This window comes from Neobacillus vireti, from assembly GCF_036962465.1.
GTDB lineage: Bacteria > Bacillota > Bacilli > Bacillales > Cytobacillaceae > Neobacillus > Neobacillus vireti_B.
Genome location: NZ_JBALNF010000088.1, coordinates 1 through 22,331, shown reverse-complemented (window position 1 = coordinate 22,331; position 22,331 = coordinate 1). Strand labels below are relative to the sequence as shown.

Here is a 22,331-nt window from a genome sequence, read left to right as displayed (position 1 = left end):
ATAATTTTACATTTTGTTTTTTACAATTTAATCTAAGGAAACTTTACAAGGAATTAACCTAACTTTACGAACCCTTAACAATCTGGAAACCCTAGGTTAATATTTTTTTTATTTAATAGGTACGAGAACAAAATATTTCTTAATACTAGGGGGAGAACAATGGGAAGACAAATTTTCAGCAAAAAAGCGACAACGATCGCACTAGGACTAGCACTAACCATTCCGGCCTTAACACCTGTGGCAGCTGCAGGGAATAGTAATGTAAAAATTGATTCTGTAAAGTTTAATGGGATGGAATCACCAAAAACAATTGATAAAATGGTCGATACATATTCGAATGCATCTGTAGATGTGAAATATAGTAATGGGAAAGTGAAAAATTTCCCATTAACGTATAAAAGACTATTTAAGTCTGAAGATAAAATAGCCACAAATAATGGAGAACTGATTGCAGCAGGTACACCAATTGATTATTTTGGAGACCCAATTGTGGATACAAGTGTTCCAGGAAAACCTCAGAATTTTGTTTCAGATGCCCCAGATTCAAATAGCTTGTTAAATCCGATTAATGGGAAGCTCTACATGGTTACTCACTATGAATATCAGACATTTGATGCGGCCGGTAAATCGGCATATGGAGTAGTTCCTGCTTCCATGTCCTTAACCACTTTGGATCAAAATAGTCAAACAGGGGAACTGAAACCTAAAGAAGTAAAGAAAATTGACTTCTCAGAAGTGAATGGACTTTGGATTCCTTGTAATGGATCTCTCTCGCCATGGAATACACATTTAGGATCTGAAGAATACGAACCAGATGCCCGTTCTTTTGAATTTAATGCCAATTCATCTGCAAGAGCTCAGGTTGAAGGCTTTGCTAAACTTTATTTCGGAGATTCATCAAAAGCGAATCCTTATTTCTATGGTTATGTCCCAGAAATCAAAGTCAAAAAGAATGGCAAAACTAGTGTACAGAAACATTACAGCATCGGCCGTTTTTCTCATGAATTAATGAAAATGATGCCAGATAATCGAACAGCATTCTTTGGAGACGACGGATCTTATACTACTATGTTTATGTATGTAGCCGATCGAGCTGGTGACTTATCCGAAGGAACTTTATATGCGGCTAAATTCCACCAAACTGGAACCGAGAATGGTGGTGCAGGGAACTTAGAATGGATTAAGCTTGGTCATTCATCAGATAAGGAAATCAAATCGATCATTGATAGTGGTGTGAAGTTCAGTGATATTTTTGAAACATCTGATACTCAACAAGAAGGCTTTACAGCCATTAAACAATATTCCTATGGCAGTACGGAATATTTAAAAGTTAAGCCTGGGATGGAAAAAGCAGCCGCATTTTTAGAATCACGCCGTTATGCAGCAATGCTTGGTGCCACATCTGAATTTAACAAAATGGAAGGTGTAACACTTAACGAAAAGGATAAGAAAGTTTACATTGCGATTTCGGATCAAAGTAAAGGGATGGAAGATAATCCAACTGATCCGGTCAATGATATTCACCTGCCAAAAATTAAATCAGGTGTCACGTATCAATTAGATTTAAAGAGTGGACAAAAAGATAAAGCTGGAAATTTAATTCTCAGCAAATATGTAGCTGATTCCATGTCGGGATTAGTTGCAGGTGAAGATCTTTCTACTCCGGACGCATATGGAAATACAGCAAATCCTGATAAAGTTGCTAATACAGACAACTTAAGCTATTCAGAGGCAATGAGAACCCTTTTTATTGGTGAAGATAGCGGAATGCATACCAATAACTACGTATGGGCTTATAACGTTGATACTAAGGAATTAACCAGGATTTTATCCAATCCAGCAGGGGCAGAATTAACAGGTCTTTTTGCTGCGGATGACCGCAATGGTTTCTCTTATATCATGAGTAATTTCCAGCATCCTGGTGATGAATTAGAAGGAAAAGCTATTACAGCAGTTAATAAGGACGAACTGAAACAAGCGATAGAAAATGGAATTGGTATCGATAAAACGGGAGGGGTTGGTTATATTTCAGGTCTACCATCCTTTACAAATATGCCTGACTTTACTGCACCGTCTACACCGACAGTAAGTGTGATTACCGATCAATCACCACTTGTAGCTGGAAAGACAGAAGCGGATGCGAATGTAAAACTTTATATTAATGGAAAGTATCAAGCTAGTACGACTGCCGATAAAAATGGAAGCTATAAGTTTTCTATTGCCAAACAAAAGGCAGGTACTGAAATTAAAGTTACAGCGACTGATAAAGCAGGGAATGTAAGTAACGCCGCGATTGTAAACGTTATTGATAAGACTGCTCCTGCTAAACCCTCAGTAAACAAAGTAACCTATAAATCTACTTCCGTTACAGGAAAAGCTGAAATTGGTTCAAACGTTTATGTTTATAATGGGAAAACGCTAGTAGGGAAAGCAGTTGCTGATGCAAAGGGAAATTACACTGCTAAAGTGAAAGTACAGAAAAAAGGGACAACCTTAACAATTTTTGCAATAGATAAGGCAGGGAATAAAGGCACATCTGTTTCCACCAAAGTGAATTAAAGAAATATTGTCTTACAAATTAATAGAAATAGAAAAGAATCTGAATGATCTATTCAGGTTCTTTTGTTTTATTCTGACTCCATTAATTAGAGTCTAGGGGCAAAAAAAATAACCTTAACACTAAAGGTTAGTTTCTAACAATTTAAATCGATTAATGAATTTGTTTAATTCCAGATAAATGGATGGAATGCAGCACTTTTTTTTCATCCATTAATGATACCAGTTGGTCTTTGAGATTTAAGCGGCGAACCCGCCCTTTAAGGGTCCTTAAAACGCCATTTTTATAATATTCAACCGTAATCAGTCCACCTTGAGCCAACTTTTTCAAGAACATTCTATTGCCTCCTTTTTTGTCGTAATTCATTACATAATCAAATTATACGGTAAGTATTTTAAGAGAAGATGAAGCAAGTGTTAAAGAATTATTAATTCTAACGCTGTAAAGATGACTTAAATACTATAATAGTAGATTCGCGTAAAAGAACTAGTTATATAGTGATGGATAAATAGACAGAATTTTATTTATTTATCTTTTACACTACTTCAACTATTGCTTAATAAAAAAATTGTATTCTATTAAAGTGTTAAAGAAAGGGGATGGTATGGATGTTAAAAAAGCTTAGAAAAAAGAAAAAACTGCTTGCTGGACTAACTTTATGTACTGTTTTAATGGGATCAGCAGGGGCTTACGCTGCAAATGATGGAGCATTTGGAAGTAATTTAGTTGGGACACAAGCGGATGGTTCCGTACAAACACCTGTTAATCAATTGATTACACCCGCTGGAAAGCAAATTGAATTTGGCGGTAACCCGATTTCAGTTGCTGTTAATCCAAAGGGGAAAACGGCAGTAACCATCGTCGGCCGTAACAATTACGGCGGCAAGGGAATCAATGTCGTTGATCTTTCAACCGGAAAACTGACGCTAAAAGATTTTGATTTAGGCCTTTCAACCATGTGGGGATTAACCTATTCAAAGGATGGTAATCAGCTATTTGCAACAGGCTCTAAGGGAGGAAAAGGGAAAGTGGTGGTTATGTCTATTGGTGCAGATGGAGCTCCTGCTATTCAAAAGACTTATACTCTTCCCAATGCAGCTGTAGGTGGGAATATCAACCCGCTTGACCTTACTGTTGGACCACAAGGCCAGCTTTTAGTAGCACTTAACCGTGATAACAGTCTTGGAGTGTTCGATCCGCAAACAGGCGCATTAACAGCCAAAATTGCAGTGGAAAATGCCCCAACAAGTGTTTTAGTAGATGGAAATACAGCTTATGTTACCAATCAGGGCGGCAGGAAAGCAAAAGCTGGGGATACAACAGTTGATTCTTCAGGAACTCAAGTAGTCGTCGATCCAAAAACAGGTGCCACGTCAACTGGAACTGTTTCAGTTGTTGATCTTACAACAAACAAAGTTACAAAAACCATTGAAGTTGGCGTGCAGCCTGAACGTATGGCACAATCCGGTCAGTACATATTTGTAACAAATACAAACAGTGACACGGTTTCAGTTATTGACACGAAGACGAATACAGTCGTACAAACAATTGACATTAAACCGTATCCAAATGCGCATAAAGGTTCTGCACCAAACGCTGTTAAGGTAGTGGACAACAAGTTAATGATCAGCCTTGGCCGGGATAATGCCATTGCGGTCTATGACTGGCAAGGCCCGGATAAGTCTCCAGAATTACAAGGTCTTTTACCAACCGCCTGGTTCCCAGTGGATATTGCTGTGGACGCAGAAAATAAAAATTTAGTAGTTGCGAATGCGGATGGAATTGGTTCACGAGGTCCGGCACGTGATTTAACGATTCAAGGAATTAAGGTTTCAGGCCACTCTTCTTATGCACAAATAGGATCACTTTCATTAATCCCCTTTCCTTCAGCTGAGGATTTAGCCAAGGGAACAAAACAGGTTTACGCTGACAACAACTGGTATGGCTTAAAGGATTTAAACGCTAAACCGCGTCCTAATAAAAAACCTGTCGCAATGCCTGAGCGTGTTGGTGAGCCTTCAACTATTAAACATGTCTTCTATATTATCAAAGAAAACCGGACCTATGACCAAGTACTAGGTGACCTAGGGAAAGGAAATGGAGAAGTAGGATTAACACAGTTCCCTAAAGCTGTAACACCTAACATTCATAAACTTGCTACTACCTTCCCGCTTCTTGATAATGTGTATACCTCAGGTATCCAATCAGCGAGCGGACATCAATGGGTCATGCAAGGAACGAACACAGACTACGAGGACAAAGAAACCGATACAGCGAATGTGAAAAGCTATCCTGGCGGTGCCGGGGACCCAATGGCATATGCTCCTACAGGACATTTATGGGATCAAGCTTTTAAACATAATGTATCAGTCGAAAACTTCGGGGAAGATACAACCGGCTTCACAGGTTCAGCACCATTTGGCACTTGGACTGATTGGTATAACGATTACTTAATTCTTTCTGGCCAAAAGCAAGGGAATCTTCATGTACCAATTGGAAACTACGCGGCCACATACGATATTCCATCTCTTGGGCCTATCACGTATAAACCGTTCCCGACGTTTGATACAAATATTCCAGATCAATATCGTTTTGAAATCTTTAAGCAGCGTTTTGAAGAACATGTAAAAAATAATGATTTACCAGCATTAAACACGATGTGGGTGATGGATGACCACACGGCAGGAAATGCTACAGGTTCTCCAACACCGCAGGCAATGGTGGCAGACAATGATTTGGCTATTGGTAAAATTGTGGACCTGATTTCACATAGCCCATATTGGAAAGACTCTGTCATTTTCATTACCCAGGATGATGCACAGAATGGGTTAGACCACGTGGACGGCCACCGTGAGCCGGCACATGTCATTAGTCCTTGGGTGAAGAAAGGTATTACCGACAGTCATTACTGGACTGTCATCAACATGGTTCGCAGTATTGAGCAAATTCTTGGTCTTCCTGCTATGAACCAAAACGATGCAGCGGCAGAGCCGATGAGTGAACTCTTTACTAATAAACCTGACTTTACTCCATACAATGTTGAACCAAACCAAATTCCGCTTGACACCTTAAACGGTCAGCCGGGTTCTAATACTGCTGCACTTGCCAATACAGAGCAAGTGACACCAGAGACAAAGGAACTTTCGAAAAAATGGACAGAATGGTCTAACAAAAATAAGGACAAGTTTACCGGTAAACACGCTTCACCAGATGAAGTCAACGCTAACATGCTGAATCATGCTGTTTGGTATTCAACAGAAGGTTTTGATAAACCATATCCAGGTGATAAGAAGGTCCATACACCAGATGAGGTAGAAAATCAGCCGGAAAGCTTTGCTCCAAATCCCGCTGAAAATGACTAATCGTCAATTGTGGTGAAACAGTCAATAAACAACAATAGCTATCCATAAGGGTAGCTATTGTTGTTAATCCAAGCATCAATTACCTATAAGAGGGGGAAATTTGGGCTCTCATTGCCCAAATAAATAACATGAAACGAATAATAAATGAAACGATGAAACGTTCGATTCTCATAGTCACTTTAATGGTTCTTATCCTTTTGTGGGGTGGGATGTCAGCGCGACAAATACAGCGCGATTATCTGCCGGAAATTAATAATTCTACTCTCTCCATCACTGTTCGCGCTGATCAATATCAGGCCGGCCAAATAAAAGCGGAAATTACAGAACCGATTGGGCAGGCACTCAGGGTAGTGGACGGTCTTCAAGATGTGGAAACGAACTCATTCAATGGCGGGTCGTTGATCAGTTTGAACTTCCCCATGAACTATGATATGAAGCAAGCGGAGGAACAGGTGACAAAAGCATTAGCGGATATCAAATTGCCGACTGGTATTGAAAAGCCGCTAGTAACCCGTCTTAGTACTCACTCCATGCCGATAATAAGATTGAGTCTAATGAGTTCGTCTGAAAATATAACAGAAAATATGCTCAGAACCTCTATACAAGAGGATTTCGTCAATCGATTGAAAACAGTGCCAGGTGTTAGTGATGTGCGCGTATCCGGTGGGGGAACAGCCGGTTATGCAGTTAATTTGCGGATGGCCGATTTAAATAAAGCTGGATTAACAGTAAATGATGCAAAACAATCCCTTGAAGAAAACTATCGGACTGGAATAGAGGGAAAAGTTTCTAACAACCAAGTATCCATTCCTGTCCAGGTCTCCGGCTGGGTATTAAATCAACAAGATTTGTTACAGTTGCCTATTCATAACGGAGAAGGGATAACGGTTCCACTTTCTAAAGTGGCCGATATTTCAAATTCGATTGTCAACCTAGAGACTGTATCAAGAACCAACGGAAAACCGAGTGTTCTAATCGATGTTTTAAAGACACCATCCTCCAATATTACCGATGTAACTGACCGAGTCAAGGAGAAAATGAAGGATATTCCTGCATTGAAAAATAAGGATATAAAGGCGTCTATTCTCTTTAATCAAGGAAATCTGGTCAATGAATCTTTAAATGGTTTGATAAAAGAGGGTCTATTAGGCTGCTTGTTTTCAATGATTTGTGTCTTTCTGTTTTTCCGTAAAGTCCGTTCCACCTTACTAATTGTCATTTCCTTGCCAATCAGTTTATTAGCTACAACTGGTTTATTAAAAACAATGGGAATCAGTCTCAATATTCTTACTGTTTCTGGCCTGATTGTTGCAATGGGCAGGGTAGTCGATGACTCAATTGTCATCCTTGATAATATGAATCGGAAGGTGTATAAAACACAGGGGGAAAACAGTATTCCATTGCTAACAGGTGCGGTTTGTGAAATGATTCCTGCGATTGTTTCATCAACGGCCACTACTGTAGCTGTCTATATTCCGATAGCACTTATAGGAGGTTTAGTTAGTTCGGCTTTTTCAGGTTTTGCATGGTCAGTTGTGATTGCTTTAATCATCTCCCTATTTGTTTCTATTTTGGTTGTTCCAGCACTATACAACCTTTTCTGGAAGGGAAAACCAATCTCAAACGATGATAAATTAGAACCCGTTGCCCATAAAATAATTACTTGGGTGTTTGCTCACAATAAAAAAGTGTTTTTCGCATTTATCGCTTTATTTTTATTATCATTGGTGGGAGCCGCCTTCCTTCCCGTTAATTTTTTACCGATGTCTACTAACAAAGGACAAATAGCGGTACAAGTGGAATTGCCACAAAATACTTCATTAACGGAAGTAGACGCAGAAGTAAGAAGGTTGGAAAAATTATTAGAAACAAATTCTAAAGTCGATTCGTTTTCATCAGGACTCGGTTCCTCTTTTACCCCGCAATCGGATGATGTATTTGATGCCGGAGGAGGCTGGCTTCAGAAACCGAACATTGCCAATTTGTCCATAACGGTAAAGAAGGATACCGATGTAGATGCCTTTATCCTGAGTTTTCAGAAACAATTAAATACATTGTCAAGTAAAGCTGTATACACGGTTTCGAATCAAAGCATCGCCGGTGACGATTCCCAATTAAAGATCAATCTTACCGGGGCGGATAGTCAGACGCTGGAAACAATGGCCCAAACCTTGCGAACCAAGCTTAAGCTTGTTCCCGGACTTTCCGTACAGGGGATTGCGGATGATGAAGATCATATACCCCAGTATCAGATTACATTTAACCGCAAGGCGATCGAACATTATGGCATTAAGCTAGATGATGTTTTAAAACGAATTCAGCAATATACCGCTGAGGGAACACAAGGGTTCATCTCTATTAATCAAAATACATTTCCAATTGTCATTCATACGGATAAACAAAATGGCAGTACAACCGATATTTTTACTTTAATGGGCGGGGAGAGTTTCCTAAGTAAACAAGGAGAAAAAGTGACACTAGATCAACTAGCTGTATTAAAACCAGTAGGTTCCTCGGTTATTCAAGAGAAGGATGGGAAGCCGTATGCGGTAATTACAGCAAATATTATTTCGCGTGATATCGGAAAAGTCACAAAACAAGTCAAAAATACCCTAGGAAAAACTTCGCTGCCAGAGGGGATCAAGTATTCCTTTGCGGGTGCTCCTGAACAAGTATATGAAATGATATATGAGATGGCGATCGCTTTGTTCTTTTCCATTTTGCTTGTTCTGCTAATTATTAGTGCTGTATTCCGGGGTTGGAGAGCACCTTTATCCGTTTTAGTGTGCATTCCATTAGCGTTTATCGGCTCTGTTCTGGCAATGATGATTTTTCGACTTGAATGGAATCTCGCGGCACTAGTAGGATTGATGATGTTAACGGGAATTGTGGTCACAAACGGGATTGTCCTTGTCGATAAGATTGAAAGAAACCTTTCGGAAGGTTTAGAACTAAATTTTGCCATTCTGAGTGGAACGGCGACAAGAGTTAGACCTGTCTTAATGACTGCGGTAACAACAATTTTAACAGTCCTTCCATTAGCAGTGACAGGGAAAGGGGACACTGTCATTTCCCAAACACTGGGGGTGGCGGTTGTTGGAGGTATGATCAGTTCTACGCTTATTTGCCTCTTGATCATTCCAATTGTTTATAAATGGTTGAGTGGGAAAGTAGATAATTCATCTATAAAACAGCAGCAAGGATTATCAGCATAATTATTTATCCAACTTTATAATGAGCGTAAAAAGAGCGGAATTCAGGCATCTAAACGCAGAGTTCTGCTCTTTTTCAGTTCTTTAATTCAAGACAAAAAAAGTGGCATTTGCTAAAACTATTAAACTAACAAAAAGGGAACTTTACAAAACCTTTACATGTAATTAAAACTGAATTAATACTTATGGTCTATATTAAATCTTGTAAGGAAAACAAATAGATTCATAAATTGATATGAATCACTAGGGGGAAATAAAGCAAATGAAACGTTTGAAAAATCTAAGCCTACTTACAATTTTCGCAGCAGTAATGGTTTTCATGGCTGCATGTGGAGGCGGAACATCTACAGACAAATCAGCAAGCAGCAGTGAAAAATCAACAACTAAAACTGAGGAAAAGAATGAACTTTCAGGTTCATTATCGATCTCTGGTTCATCGGCTATGCAGCCTTTAGTAGCAGCAGCAGCAGAAGAATTCATGGCTGCTAATCCAAAAGTGGATATACAAGTACAAGCTGGTGGCTCTGGTACAGGTTTATCACAAGTGGCTGAAGGATCTGTTCAAATAGGTAACTCTGACGTATTTGCTGAAGAAAAAGAAGGCATCCCTGCGGATCAATTAGTAGACCATAAAGTAGCGGTTGTAGGTATGACAGCAGCTGTTAACCCTAAAGTAGGGATTAAAGATATTAAAAAAGACGATTTAATCAAAGTATTCACTGGAAAAATCACTAACTGGAAAGAACTTGGCGGAAAAGACCAAAAAATCGTTCTTGTAAACCGTCCTGACTCTTCAGGTACACGTGCTGTATTCAATAAATTTGCTCTTGATGGTGCAACGCCTGCTGAAGGTATTACGGAAGATTCATCTAACACAGTTAAAAAGATTATTAATGAAACAGATGGAGCCATTGGTTATCTAGCATTCTCTTACTTCACAGATGATTCTGTAACACCTCTTTCGATTGATGGTGTAGAACCAACCGCTGAAAATGTACAATCTGGTAAATTCCCTGTATGGGCATATGAGCATTCCTATACAAAGGGTGAAGCTACTGATCTTGCTAAAGAATTCCTAGATTATATGATGTCAGAAGAAATCCAAAACAAGCTATTACAAGATCAAGGATACCTTCCTGTAACAAAAATGGAAGTAGAACGTGATGCTAAGGGAAATCAATCAAATAAATAAGATTCATTATTCTTAAAAAGGTAGGTAAATGCAGAGATGCATTTACCTTTTTTTAGTCTATTTAAAGTGATTACCGCTTGCTTCCAAGCTTCGCGGAGATACGTATACCATATTGGATAACTTGTTCAATTAGATAACGCTGCCTTTCTTCTGATAAATTGAAGTTAACATAACCGATACTGAGCGCTCCGATTAGTTCGTTTGAATGATTAAAGATCGGGGCTGCAACCGAGGAGGTACCTTTGGTTTTTTCCTCATGGCTTTCCCCATATCCTTGCTTACGAATGGACTCTAGCAGCTGTAAGAATGATTCTGTCTCTTCTCTCGGAACTAATTGGTTTACAATTGATAAGGCTTCGGTCTTTGGCAGATTAGCTAACATTATCTTACCCGCTGCACCGATATTCAAAGGGATACGGATTCCCAATTGATCATAAATTCGAATCGGGTTATGCGGGCAGTCAATCCGCTCCATCACTAAGGACTCTAAGCCAATTGGTTTACTAAAATAAATACACTCTTCTACCTCATACATTAATTTCTCCATTTCGGGACGAATCAGCCCGACAAAATCATAAGTGTCATACATCTTTAAGCCATACTCTAACCAGGTATTGCCCATCGAATAGAGTTTTAAATCAGGATCTTGCTGAACTAGTCCATGTTTAATCATGGATTGTAATAGCCGATGCATGGTACTGACCGGCAGCTCACATTCCTTTGATAAATCTGTTATAGAATACCCTCTTTTTATATCGCTATCATTTAGCACTTTAATTACGTGCATTGCTCGGTCAATCGTTTGCATGTGACCAACTCCTATCAACTATCTTTATTTTTTTATTAATAATCTGTAAATTCAAAATATATTGACATGTTACTTCACCTACTATAATATCATATTATAAAATTCCATTCTAAGAAAATGTTTTCCACTATACGGAAAAAGAAAGGGGAGGTTGATTTGGTTTCTTCCATGTATAAAAAGTTATCAAAAGTGATTATGAAACATCCTAAGGATGCTTTTATTAGTCAGGAGCATTTGAGTAATGCCTGGAAAAATTTCAATTACATCCAGGAACCAGATTACATAAAGGCACATCTAGAATTTGAACAGTTTCTTGCCATTATGAAAGAACATGTAGCTGAAATAGAGTTTTTACCTGCAACAGAAACAGTAGGATTAGATTCTCTTTATGCCCATGACCCAGTTAAATTCACCAAAAATGGGGCAATTATTTTAAAATCAGGGAAAAGGCTGCGTCAACCCGAAGCACAAGCCTATAAACGTTTTTTACATGACAAGAACATTCCAATCCTAGGGGAACTTACCGGTGATGCGGTGGCTGATGGAGGAGACCTTGTATGGCTCGACGATCGTACGTTGTTAATTGGCAGAGGGTACCGTACGAATGATGAAGCTATCCGACAGATTCAAGAAATCACAAAAGATTTAGTGGATGAATGCATAATTGTTCAGTTGCCGCATCATCAAGGAGAGGAGGAATGTCTTCACCTTATGTCGTTCATCAGTATCGTAGATGAAAATCTAGCAGTAGTGTATTCCAAGCTAATGCCTGTCTTTCTAAGACAGTTACTTATCAAGCGAGGCTTTGAATTAATAGAGGTAACTGATGAAGAATACGATCGGCTTGGCTGTAATGTTCTTGCTTTAGCGCCAAGAGTATGTGTAATCGTCAGTGGAAACCCATATACGAAGCAACAATTAATTGAGGCAGGGGCAGTTGTACATGAATATGACGGAAATGAAATCTCGTATTTAGGGACGGGCGGGCCGACCTGTCTGACATGTCCAGTTGTTCGTGAATAAAAATAGAGGAGGATGGAACATGTTTAAACATACGATTGTAAAAATACCGGGTGAAAGTTATGTGAATGGTTTGACCACTTCCGATCTGGGAAGACCAGAATTAGCAAAAGCTTTAGAACAGCATAAAGCATACATTCGTGCTTTAGAAAAATGTGGAACGGAGGTAACGGTTTTACCGAGTACGGTTGAATTTCCAGATTCCACTTTTGTCGAGGATACAGCGGTATTGACTCCAAGATTTGCTGTTATCTCCAACCCGGGAGCCCTTTCTCGGAACGGAGAAATCCATGATATGGAACCTGTTATTAAGACTTTCTATGAAACTATTTATTATATTAAAGCTCCTGGCACTCTTGATGGAGGCGATATTTTACAGACAGAAGACCATTTCTATATTGGCGTCTCTGTGAGAACAAACGTAGAAGGTGCCAGACAATTAAAACAAATATTTGAATCCGAGGGTTATAAGGCGACGATTATTTATTTGGAGAAATTTTTTCATCTAAAGACAGGGATCGCCTATTTAGGGGATCAAACCATTGTTGTTGCTGGAGAATTTATCGACCATCCCGACTTCAACTCTTTTAATAAAATTATTGTTCCTCCTGAAGAGGAATATGCGGCCAATTGCATCCGTGTCAATGACTATGTCATTATTCCTGCTGGCAATCCTGTGACGAAACAAAAAATTAATGAAGCCGGCTATCAAACAATTGAACTCGAAATGTCTGAGTTTCGAAAATTGGATGGCGGATTAAGCTGTTTGTCACTGCGTTTTTAATAGAATGCAATTTTAAGAGGGGTGGGAGAGCGGATGGGAGATCAAGGGGTTCAGAAAGAACAATTAAATCGGTCAATGAAACGCCGTCATTTATTTATGCTTTCATTAGGGGGAGTCATTGGAACGGGGTTGTTTTTAAATGCTGGTTATACGATTAATCAGGCAGGAGCAGGCGGTGCCTTCATAGGGTATATTTTCGGAGGCATCATTTTGTACCTTGTCATGGTATGTTTAGGAGAGCTTGCTGTCTATATGCCTGTTACCGGTTCCTTTCAAACGTATGCAAGTAAATTTATTAATCCCTCCGCTGGCTTTTCGCTGGGCTGGATGTATTTCATTGGCTCTGCTACTACGGCTGGAGTAGAATTCACCGCCGCCGGAATTATTATGAAGCGATGGTTTCCGGATGTATCTGTTTGGGTTTGGTGTGCTGTGTTTATTCTCTTGTTATTTTTATTGAATGCTTTAACAACAAGAGGATTCGCTGAGGCTGAATATTGGTTTTCGGGCATTAAAGTTGTAGCCGTAATCTTTTTTATTATCATTGGTGTAGGGGCTATATTTGGAATTATTCCTTTAGGGGATCGGCCAGCTCCTTTATTGCAAAATCTGGCCCCAACTAGTTTATTCCCTGCTGGAATTGCCATTCTGTTTGTAACGATGATGAATGTAATTTTCTCGTATCAAGGATCTGAATTGATTGGCATTGCGGCAGGTGAGAGCGAAGAACCTCAAAAGAACATTCCTCGTGCCATTCGCAACGTGTTAGTTAGAATTATTGTTTTTTATCTTGCCTCCATTATTATCTTATCAGCCATTTTTCCAACGAAGGAGCTTGGATTACTGGAAAGCCCATTCGTGACCTTAATGGATCTGGCTGGAATTCCTTTTGCACCAGATATCATGAACTTTGTGATTCTGACCGCCATTTTATCAGTTGGAAATTCATGTATCTATGCATCCACTAGACTCTTGTGGGCAATGTCACATGAAGGAATGGCGCCAAAAGTGTTCGGTAAATTATCTAAACGAAAGGTCCCGTTTACAGCCCTAGTCTTTACCATGATTTTTTCACTGCTATCTTTGTTAACTAGTGTGCTTGCTGCCGATACCGTTTTTGTATTATTGATGTCCATTGCAGGAATATCTGTCACTATCTCATGGATCGGGATTGCCCTCTCCCAATTCATGTTTCGCCGTAAATACCTTGGGCAGGGTGGAAAAGTGGAAGATTTACAATATAGAGTTCCATTCTACCCGTTCATTCCCCTCGTTTGCATTGTATGTTGTGTTTCAATCTTAATATTTCTAGCATTTGACCCAACCCAACTAATAGGGCTCCTCATCGGATTAGGATTCCTGCTGATTTGTTACCTATCCTTCTATTTCAAAAATAGGGTGTCAGGCACCACAAATGTACAGAGTCCATCACAGGTGGACAGTGATCTTTCACAAAAACATTAAGTTTAGATATTAATATAGTAATATATTTTGCGAATTGATTTTAAAGGAGTAAACGAAAATGGAACAGCTTAGGTGGGGAACACCGGAAGCATTAAGAGGATTGTTGTGTGAACTAGTGAGTTGGCATAGTATGACTTTAACGGAGGGGGAACGTGAATTTCCCGGTAAGGTTGAGACGAAATTGAAAGAACTCCAATATTTTCGAGACAATCCTAGTAACCTAAAACTGAATGAAGCAGATTTGGGCCGTCGTTTTTTAACCGCATTATATCGCCATAAGGACGTAAAGGACACAATTGTTTTAATAAGTCATTTTGATACTGTAAACACGGAAGAATATGGAGACCTTGAGCCTTATGCCTATCAACCTGAAGCTCTTACCAAGCTGCTTTTTGATAGAATGGATGAATTAACCAGAGATGCTCAGGTTGATCTATTATCGAGTCAATATTTATTTGGCAGAGGGACAATGGACATGAAAATGGGACTCGCCATGCACATGGGGTTACTTGAAAAAGCAGCGGTTGAGAAATGGCCAATTAATCTCCTCTTACTTACCGTTCCTGATGAGGAGGTTAATTCATCAGGTATGCGAGCGGCAGTGACCAAATTATTAGATCTAAAAGAAGAGCATCAACTCGACTATAAGTTATTCTTAAATGGAGAGCCGGTCTTTACGCAAGAACCAGGGGACAGAAGTTATTATGTTTATTCTGGTTCAATCGGAAAAATTATGCCTTCCGCACTCTTTTATGGGAAAGAAACACATGTAGGTGAACCGCTTAGTGGTATAACAGCACCATATATTGCTTCATTTTTAACGCAGCGGATGGAGTGGAATATGAACCTGCAGGAAAATGTGATGGGGGAAACCACTCCGCTTCCCGTAACACTCCAGCAAAAGGATTTACGATTGGAATACTCCGTTCAAACTCCATATCGGTCAGCAGCGTTGTATAATGTTTTTTTAATGAAACGGACCGCTGAAGAAATTATGGAGATATTTGAAAAAATTGCTCAAGATGCTGCGAGAGCATGCAATCAATCTTATAAAGATGTTTGTCTTAAGCAATCCGCCACACCTATTGGGGAAGTCCGGGTTTTGCGTTTTGAAGATTTACAAAGGCATGCGATTCGAAAATTTGGTCTAGACCTAGTGGAGAAGGTGAAGGTGGAGGTTCAAGCTAATTCTAATTGGGATGACCGTGAAAAATCGTTAAGAATTGCCGACAGCCTTATGATTGAGTGCCAAGAACTCGCACCAGCGATCGTGTTAATTTATGCACCACCTTATTATCCAGCAGTTAATTCTTCACACGAGGATCTTGTGAAAAAGTGTGTTCAATATGTTCAGGAAGAAGGATTAAAGAAATTTGCCTTACCTATCAAACAAGTACATTATTTCAATGGAATCAGCGACTTAAGTTATCTAAACTATCAAGATAATGGAAAAGGGTGGACTGCCTTTAAAGCAAATACGCCTGTATGGGGGAGCAGCTATACCATTCCTTTTGATGCAATGGTCAAACTCCAAGCTCCTGTCTTAAATGTTGGGCCGTTTGGAAAAGATGCCCATAAACGCACGGAACGACTACACATGAAAAATGCCTTTGAAGAGGTTCCATTCCTTGTTGAAGGAATGATAAAAATGATTGCTGCTAGTAGGTCCCAGATACCTAGTAATTCCAACTAACTGGAAATGCCCCCAGATTTGGGGGCATTTTTCATGTTTACATAACAATAGTACGATCGTTTCTATAACTATTTGGAAACGTACAAAAGTATTCTAAAATATTAAAAATAATATCGAGTGAATACATTATTTGTATGTACTCAAGCCATAATGTATCGCTCCCATATACCCATGCTTTGCAGATTCAATTATTAATTCATAAGCCTCTTCAAACCTCAACTGATTTTCAAGCAATACGGCAAGATTTAACATGGATGGCGGATACCCTAAATGAATGGCATTCTTATAGTAGCTTTCTGCTTTTTTATAATCTGGTAAAATATCAGAATAGCCGTACTGATAGATCTTACCAAGTGCATTTAATGCTTCAATTTCCCCCTGAGTGGCAGCCAAATTTAGGGAATGCAATGCCTGATTAATATCAAAGACAACCCCTAAACCTTTTAGATACATCATCCCTTGATAATAAAGAGCACCTGTATGTCCTAGAACGGCAGCATCAGAAAAATACTCGAATGCCCTTAGATAATCTTTGGTAATACCTAACTGGTCATTTCCAAAATAATGATGTTTCCCCATTTCAAACTCTGCAGCAGGAAATCCTTTATTGATGATTTGAGCAAGAATATCGAATGCTTCCAGGAAGCTTTCAGTTTCATAGAATCGCTTGTATTCTTTAAAGAGATCCTCTGGAGTAATGTTTTCTGACCGAATTTGATCAGTATTGAGCATTTTATTATAGTCATTATTAATGTTAGATTCATTACAATTCAAATTAATCCCTCCTAATACTTCTTGTTAAAATGTAGCCGCAAGTAAAAAAATTAAACCACTAGAGCTTGGTCATTTATAGGAGAACCTATTTGTTTTCAAGTAATCGTAGGTTAATAAGTAAAATTAGGATGGATAAATGAACATCCCTTGTATTCTTTATGAGAGAATCATCAAGGGATGCTTAATTAACTTGAACAAAATGCTGACTTCTATTTACCTGTTATTCACATGGAATAGCTAGATAAGGACTGTTTCTCTTTTTTCCTGTTGAATTTCTTTTTCAACAAGTTCCCACCAACGGTTAGAATGTGCCGATTGTAAATCACTAACTGAAGAACTAGGTGTCATATCCATTCCTAATTTACCAATACCCGACGATTGCCCACCACCATTATAGGTAGTACAAATCCGGTAAATATCATGATAATCAGCGAATGACATGATCAGGACCTCCCTTCTGAATAATTAAGGGAAGAGAAGAAACTTTCATTTTCCCTTTAAGCTTATTATAAGACCAATCATGCACAACGAATGAACGAATCGTGAATTTATTTTGAATCTTATAATAATTCAGAATAAGGTTGTCCTGCCGTAATTCTTTAGATATTCATGGGGGGTTTAAATGTTTTCAACGATGGTAGCGACACCTTGGCCTCCACCGACACACAATGTAGCTAAACCAAAACGATTTTCACGTTTCTTCATTTCATGAATTAAAGAAACCAAAATTCTTGCTCCGCTGGCCCCAATTGGATGACCTAGGGCAATCGCACCGCCATTTACGTTTAACTTTTCCTTATTAAAATGCAATTCACGGTCTACTGCGATTGCTTGGGCAGCAAATGCTTCATTTGCTTCAATTAAATCCACCTCTTCTAAAGATAAAGAAGCTGTTTGGAGAGCTTTTTTTACTGCTGGGACTGGACCAATTCCCATAATGCTCGGATCAACCCCAGCAACCGCATTTGCTTTAATAACGACTAATGGTTTAAGCTGCAGTTCTTCGGCTTTTTTACGGCTCATAACGACTAATGCAGCAGCACCATCATTAATTCCTGAAGCACTTGCGGCTGTAACCGTTCCATCCTTTTTAAAGGCTGGGCGAAGTTTTTCTAGGCCAGCTGCAGTCGTTCCAAACTTAGGGAACTCATCCTGGCTGAATACGCTTACCTGACCTTTGCGGCCTGGGATTTCAACAGGAACAATTTCATCTGCGAATCGATTGGACTCAATCGCAGCTTGGGCCTTTTGTTGGCTCCAGGCAGAAAATTCATCTTGCTCAACGCGTGTGATTTCATATTTTTCAGCGAGATTTTCAGCTGTTACACCCATGTGATAATCATTTTCGGCGCACCATAATCCGTCCTGAATCATGCTGTCGAGAATTTTCTGATCTCCCATTTTAAATCCGTTGCGGCCGCCTTTTAATAAATAGGGAGCTTGACTCATATTTTCCATTCCTCCAGCTACAACCACTTCAGCTTCGCCGGAAAGTATTGCTTGTGTTGCTAAGTGAACCGCTCTTAAGCCGGATCCACAAACCATGTTAATGGTCATTGCAGGTGATTCCTGTGGTACTCCGGCTGCAAGGGAAGCTTGTCTAGCTGGATTTTGGCCTGCGCCCGATTGTAGCACGTTTCCCATAATAACTTGATCAACATTAGTAGGAGAAATTCCTGCTCTTTCAATAGCCGCTTTTATGACTGTTGTCCCAAGCTCTTTAACCGAAACATTTTGTAAACTTCCTAGAAAACTTCCAATTGGTGTTCTAACAGCACTTACAATAACAACTTCGTTTACTGTCACCTGAATCACTCCTAAAGCAAATTTATTATACTCCTATGTATAATTTCTCCCATATGATACTACATCTAGTAGTTAGTTTTCTAAGTAATTCTTCGACAAATTTAGTAGCTTGCTTTTTTATATAATTAATTGGCTGGCGGTAAATTTACTTGATTGAGAGGAAAGTCTTTTGGGATGGAATTTCAATTGAGAGTGGGGGAAGAGGATAATTTTCCATTCGCCTCAGAATCAAAATAAGAAGAGATAATTCAATGAAAATAAATAGAGCGAATTTTGTTGAAATTTCTTTTAATTTAGCAGTTGTTGTAGAAATAAATTTTTGGTGAGGTCCTAACTGTTCTTTTACAAGGCATAATTCTAGTAAATCAGCCAAAACAGTTTGTTAAAATAGTAATAGTGTTTTTGTGTGTTTGTTGCTAAAAAAGAGAAGGGAAAAACATGATGGTTTTTCCCTTTTATCTTATTTATTTTCTAAACAAATTTCGGCAAGTTATCCGAACAATCTAAATAACTAGACCTCCATCCACACTTAATATCGTGCCATTAATATACTTGGCATCATCTGAAGCTAAGAAAAGGTAAGCGGCTGCAATATCTTCTGGTTGACCAAGTTTTTTAAGTGGTGTTTTATCTTTCATATAATTAAGAACTTTTTCTGGAACTGCTGCAGTCATTCCTGTTTCAATAAAGCCAGGTGCAACGGCATTCACTCTTATACCTTTCGGCCCAAATTCCTTCCCCCAGCTTTTCGTTAACCCGATTACCCCGGCTTTAGTTGCAGCATAATTCGTTTGTCCGATGTTTCCATATAGCCCGACAACGGAAGAAGCGTTTAGGATCACGCCCGAACCTTGTTTTAACATAATAGGAGCGACAGCCTTGGTACATTTAAATACACCTGACAGATTAACCGAAATCACTTTCTCCCAATCTGCTTCGTCCATTTTAGTAAGGAAGCCATCAAGGGTAATCCCGGCATTGTTTATCAGGACATCAATTTTACCATGCTTTTGGATAATAGATTGAACCATACCTTCGATTTGGGAGCTATCCGTTACATTGACTTGAAAGAATTCGGCCTTTTCATCATTCAAATCTTCCAATGCTTTTCTTCCAGCTTCTTCATCATAATCACAAATAACAACAAACGCTCCTTCTTGTAGAAATTTTTTTGCTGTTTCTTTTCCAATTCCCTGTGCTCCGCCAGTAATCAAAACAACGCTTTCATTAAACTTCAAACTTACCACCTCTTTTTTAAAATTCATCCATCGACCAGAATTCACGAAGAGAAACCATTCAGTCTGAAATTTGTCTAAATTGTGAACAAAAAAACAGCAAATAAAATAAATTTGTCGATTCATGTTGAAGGAACGTTGAATCCAGCATCATCAAACAAGGAATGATTCTATAAAAAGCAATTGCAATTTGCTAAAAATATTATTCAATTCATAACAAAAATAGAACTAAAGGAAAAATCATTCTCTGTAGTGAAAACGCTTTAAACATTGCCGTTATTGGGTTTGTTTGGGTTATAAAAAAATTCTATATATGTAATCTACATAGAGGTTAGAAAATTGTCGTAAAATGCAATAATATTTTTTGATTATTTTTAATGTTTGTTCTTTAATTGTTTGATGGATGTTAGTATGATTAAAATGTCGATAAAATCATAGGAGGAAGAAAAATGAGTTCAAACTTTAATATCTTTGAAGCCTGGAAGGATCTATATAACCAGACTAGTAATTTATATGATGAAAAAATAATGGAATCTTTTCCTTCTCAGGGAATTGGCCAACTTTTGGACATGAATCTACAATTGAAAAAATTAATCGATGAAACCACTGAGAAGTATTTAGAGCTGGGCAACCTGCCATCACGCAAGGATCTTGCCAACTTGTCCTCGCAAATTGTGAATGTCGATGCAAAAGTCGACAGCTTAGAAGAGTTGCTGGAGGATAGACTAGAGAGCACTGAAAATCCGGTGTCATTTAAACGCGAATTAACTGATTTGAAATCCGAAATGAAGAACTTGGATAAAAAACTAAATCAAATTCTCTCTTTATTAAAAACGGCAGAATAAAAAGCAGACTAAAACATAAAAAAGGGGTATGGGCAAATGACAAACTTAAACGGCAAAGTAGCAATTGTAACAGGCGGCAGCAGAGGTATTGGTGCAGCTATTTCAATGGAACTTGCAAGACAGGGTGCAAAAGTGGTTCTTAACTTTGTTACTCGTGCTGAACTAGCTGAAAAAATGGTCGCTGATATAAATGAAATCGGCGGAGAAGCATATGCGATCCGTGCTGATGTTTCCAATAGTGAGGATGCAGCCCATCTTGTTCAGGAAACAATTGATCATTTTGGAAGAATAGATATTCTGGTTAACAACGCAGGTATCACGAGAGACAGTACATTTAAAAAACTTAGCTCTGAAGACTGGAGAAGGGTAATCGATGTCAATTTAAACAGTGTTTATAATACAACATCAGCTGCATTACCGTATCTTCTTGAATCAGATGCCGGCCGTATTATCAATATTTCATCCATTATTGGACAAGCTGGAGGTTTTGGTCAAACCAACTATGCTGCCGCAAAAGCCGGGTTAATTGGGTACACGAAATCTCTAGCTCTTGAACTAGCAAAAACAAATGTAACTGTTAATGCGATTTGCCCAGGATTTATCGGAACTGAAATGGTTCAAGCAATTCCTGAAAAAGTTCTAGCTGGAATAGTAGAAAAAGTTCCGCAAAAACGTCTAGGAAAGCCAGAAGAAGTGGCTCGCGGCGTTGCTTTCTTATGCAAGGATGGCGATTATATTACTGGTCAGCAGCTTAATATTAATGGCGGCCTTTACATGTAACTGTCATTAAGGCAGAAATCTCTGTATATAGTAAATAATGACTAAATAAAGGAAGGAGTGAGCAACATGAGCTTAGTTGCTGAAAAAGATTGGGACATGCTTCTTGATTTTTTGCCTGAAGAGTATGGAAAGCAAATGAAACGTGTGATGAAAGCAACCCAAGTGTTAACTGTTGAACCTCAGCCAGAGGTCGGACCAACTCCAAAAGAGGTGGTTTGGACTAAAAATAAAACGAAACTATATCGTTATATTTCGGAACAACCAAAAAAGCATAAAATCCCATTACTGTTGGTGTATGCATTAATCAATAAACCATACGTTTTAGATTTGACTAAGGGTGGAAGTTTAATAGAATATCTAGTAAATAATGGGTTTGATGTCTATCTTCTTGATTGGGGTACTCCTGGCTATGAAGATCGAAATATGAAACTAGATGATTTTATTATTGACTATATCCCGCGGGCGGTTAAAAAGGTCTTAAAGACTTCTAATGTTGATGAAATTTCCATTCTTGGTTATTGTATGGGCGGTACGATGACATCCATTTTTGCGGCTCTTTATCCAGAATTACCAATCCGCAATCTGATCTTTATGACAAGTCCGTTTGATTTTGCGGATACAGGATCATATGGAGCCATGCTAAATGAAAAATACTTTAACATTGATAAAGTAGTAGATACCCTTGGGGTGATTCCTCCCGAAATGATTGACTTTGGAAACAAGTTAAGTAAACCTATGGGTAACTTCTATGGACCATTTGTAAGTCTAGTTGACCGTGTCGAAAATGACAATTTTGTAA

At 38.7% G+C, this 22,331-nt stretch carries 17 protein-coding genes; 11 read left to right on the top strand and 6 right to left on the bottom strand.

From position 1 onward, the window contains the following. The first annotated feature begins 159 nt into the window (after positions 1-159). Positions 160-2,559, top strand: coding sequence for an Ig-like domain-containing protein (locus V7077_RS26850; protein ID WP_335507672.1), 2,400 nt, complete (start codon positions 160-162; stop codon positions 2,557-2,559). A gap of 151 nt (positions 2,560-2,710) precedes the next feature. On the opposite strand, the gene V7077_RS26845 is transcribed toward V7077_RS26850, so the two are convergent. Next, on the bottom strand, positions 2,711-2,893 hold the full coding sequence (locus V7077_RS26845; protein ID WP_335507670.1) for a hypothetical protein: 183 nt from the start codon (positions 2,891-2,893) through the stop codon (positions 2,711-2,713). A 272-nt stretch (positions 2,894-3,165) separates the two neighbouring features. Between V7077_RS26845 and V7077_RS26840 the strand changes: the two genes are divergently transcribed. The 3 genes from V7077_RS26840 (at position 3,166) to V7077_RS26830 (ending at position 10,323) form a co-directional block, all read left to right on the top strand. Continuing rightward, positions 3,166-5,919, top strand: coding sequence for an alkaline phosphatase family protein (locus tag V7077_RS26840; RefSeq protein WP_335507668.1), 2,754 nt, complete (start codon positions 3,166-3,168; stop codon positions 5,917-5,919). A 128-nt stretch (positions 5,920-6,047) separates the two neighbouring features. Next, entirely contained in the window at positions 6,048-9,134 is a 3,087-nt protein-coding gene (locus V7077_RS26835) for an efflux RND transporter permease subunit (protein WP_335507666.1), read from the top strand. Positions 9,135-9,393: 259 nt separating this feature from the next. Beyond that, a complete protein-coding gene (locus tag V7077_RS26830) occupies positions 9,394-10,323 on the top strand; it encodes a phosphate ABC transporter substrate-binding protein (RefSeq protein WP_335507664.1) in 930 nt (309 codons plus the stop codon). A gap of 70 nt (positions 10,324-10,393) precedes the next feature. Here the strand turns inward: V7077_RS26830 and V7077_RS26825 are convergent, their stop codons facing one another. Beyond that, on the bottom strand, positions 10,394-11,131 hold the full coding sequence (locus V7077_RS26825; protein ID WP_335507662.1) for an IclR family transcriptional regulator: 738 nt from the start codon (positions 11,129-11,131) through the stop codon (positions 10,394-10,396). A 168-nt stretch (positions 11,132-11,299) separates the two neighbouring features. Between V7077_RS26825 and V7077_RS26820 the strand changes: the two genes are divergently transcribed. From V7077_RS26820 to V7077_RS26805, 4 genes are read left to right on the top strand one after another with little or no spacing between them, the layout of a single operon-like run. Further along, positions 11,300-12,154, top strand: coding sequence for a dimethylarginine dimethylaminohydrolase family protein (locus V7077_RS26820; RefSeq protein WP_335507690.1), 855 nt, complete (start codon positions 11,300-11,302; stop codon positions 12,152-12,154). Between the two features lie 19 nt (positions 12,155-12,173). Then, positions 12,174-12,935 (top strand): dimethylarginine dimethylaminohydrolase family protein, encoded by a 762-nt coding sequence (locus V7077_RS26815; protein ID WP_335507660.1) that lies wholly within the window; start codon positions 12,174-12,176, stop codon positions 12,933-12,935. Between the two features lie 33 nt (positions 12,936-12,968). After that, the gene (locus V7077_RS26810; protein WP_335507658.1) at positions 12,969-14,399 is read left to right on the top strand and encodes an amino acid permease; all 1,431 of its coding nucleotides are present in this window, start codon (positions 12,969-12,971) and stop codon (positions 14,397-14,399) included. A gap of 58 nt (positions 14,400-14,457) precedes the next feature. After that, positions 14,458-16,092 carry a M20/M25/M40 family metallo-hydrolase gene (locus V7077_RS26805; protein WP_335507656.1) on the top strand — a complete coding sequence of 545 codons (1,635 nt, stop codon included), beginning with the start codon at positions 14,458-14,460 and terminating at the stop codon, positions 16,090-16,092. 126 nt (positions 16,093-16,218) lie between these two features. Here the strand turns inward: V7077_RS26805 and V7077_RS26800 are convergent, their stop codons facing one another. The 4 genes from V7077_RS26800 to fabG form a co-directional block, all read right to left on the bottom strand. Beyond that, positions 16,219-16,866: a tetratricopeptide repeat protein gene (locus V7077_RS26800; protein WP_335507654.1), complete on the bottom strand. Its 648-nt coding sequence runs from the start codon at positions 16,864-16,866 to the stop codon at positions 16,219-16,221. Between the two features lie 237 nt (positions 16,867-17,103). Then, entirely contained in the window at positions 17,104-17,307 is a 204-nt protein-coding gene (locus tag V7077_RS26795) for a hypothetical protein (RefSeq protein ID WP_335507652.1), read from the bottom strand. Between the two features lie 177 nt (positions 17,308-17,484). After that, complete coding sequence (locus V7077_RS26790; RefSeq protein ID WP_335507650.1) at positions 17,485-18,672, bottom strand: acetyl-CoA C-acetyltransferase; 1,188 nt, start codon at positions 18,670-18,672, stop codon at positions 17,485-17,487. 503 nt (positions 18,673-19,175) lie between these two features. After that, positions 19,176-19,910, bottom strand: a complete 735-nt coding sequence (fabG, locus tag V7077_RS26785) for a 3-oxoacyl-[acyl-carrier-protein] reductase (RefSeq protein ID WP_335507648.1) — start codon at positions 19,908-19,910, stop codon at positions 19,176-19,178. Between the two features lie 446 nt (positions 19,911-20,356). On the opposite strand from fabG, the gene V7077_RS26780 reads away from it, so the two are divergent. The 3 genes from V7077_RS26780 to V7077_RS26770 all read left to right on the top strand — a co-directional run. Next, positions 20,357-20,752, top strand: coding sequence for a polyhydroxyalkanoic acid synthase subunit PhaR (locus V7077_RS26780; RefSeq protein WP_335507646.1), 396 nt, complete (start codon positions 20,357-20,359; stop codon positions 20,750-20,752). 36 nt (positions 20,753-20,788) lie between these two features. Beyond that, complete coding sequence (gene phbB, locus V7077_RS26775; protein WP_335507644.1) at positions 20,789-21,532, top strand: acetoacetyl-CoA reductase; 744 nt, start codon at positions 20,789-20,791, stop codon at positions 21,530-21,532. A gap of 66 nt (positions 21,533-21,598) precedes the next feature. Further along, on the top strand, positions 21,599-22,331 hold a 733-nt coding region (locus tag V7077_RS26770; RefSeq protein ID WP_335507642.1), incomplete at its 3' end, for an alpha/beta fold hydrolase.

Bases quoted from the DNA above. Each gene is read 5' to 3' on its own strand.
- phbB (WP_335507644.1), top strand. From the start codon at position 20,789: ATGACAAACTTAAACGGCAAAGTAGCAATTGTAACAGGCGGCAGCAGA.
- V7077_RS26810 (WP_335507658.1), top strand. From the start codon at position 12,969: ATGGGAGATCAAGGGGTTCAGAAAGAACAATTAAATCGGTCAATGAAA.
- V7077_RS26780 (WP_335507646.1), top strand. From the start codon at position 20,357: ATGAGTTCAAACTTTAATATCTTTGAAGCCTGGAAGGATCTATATAAC.
- V7077_RS26840 (WP_335507668.1), top strand. From the start codon at position 3,166: ATGTTAAAAAAGCTTAGAAAAAAGAAAAAACTGCTTGCTGGACTAACT.
- V7077_RS26805 (WP_335507656.1), top strand. From the start codon at position 14,458: ATGGAACAGCTTAGGTGGGGAACACCGGAAGCATTAAGAGGATTGTTG.
- V7077_RS26795 (WP_335507652.1), bottom strand. From the start codon at position 17,307: ATGTCATTCGCTGATTATCATGATATTTACCGGATTTGTACTACCTAT.
- V7077_RS26850 (WP_335507672.1), top strand. From the start codon at position 160: ATGGGAAGACAAATTTTCAGCAAAAAAGCGACAACGATCGCACTAGGA.
- V7077_RS26835 (WP_335507666.1), top strand. From the start codon at position 6,048: ATGAAACGAATAATAAATGAAACGATGAAACGTTCGATTCTCATAGTC.
- V7077_RS26830 (WP_335507664.1), top strand. From the start codon at position 9,394: ATGAAACGTTTGAAAAATCTAAGCCTACTTACAATTTTCGCAGCAGTA.
- V7077_RS26825 (WP_335507662.1), bottom strand. From the start codon at position 11,131: ATGCAAACGATTGACCGAGCAATGCACGTAATTAAAGTGCTAAATGAT.
- V7077_RS26815 (WP_335507660.1), top strand. From the start codon at position 12,174: ATGTTTAAACATACGATTGTAAAAATACCGGGTGAAAGTTATGTGAAT.
- V7077_RS26845 (WP_335507670.1), bottom strand. From the start codon at position 2,893: ATGTTCTTGAAAAAGTTGGCTCAAGGTGGACTGATTACGGTTGAATAT.
- V7077_RS26820 (WP_335507690.1), top strand. From the start codon at position 11,300: ATGTATAAAAAGTTATCAAAAGTGATTATGAAACATCCTAAGGATGCT.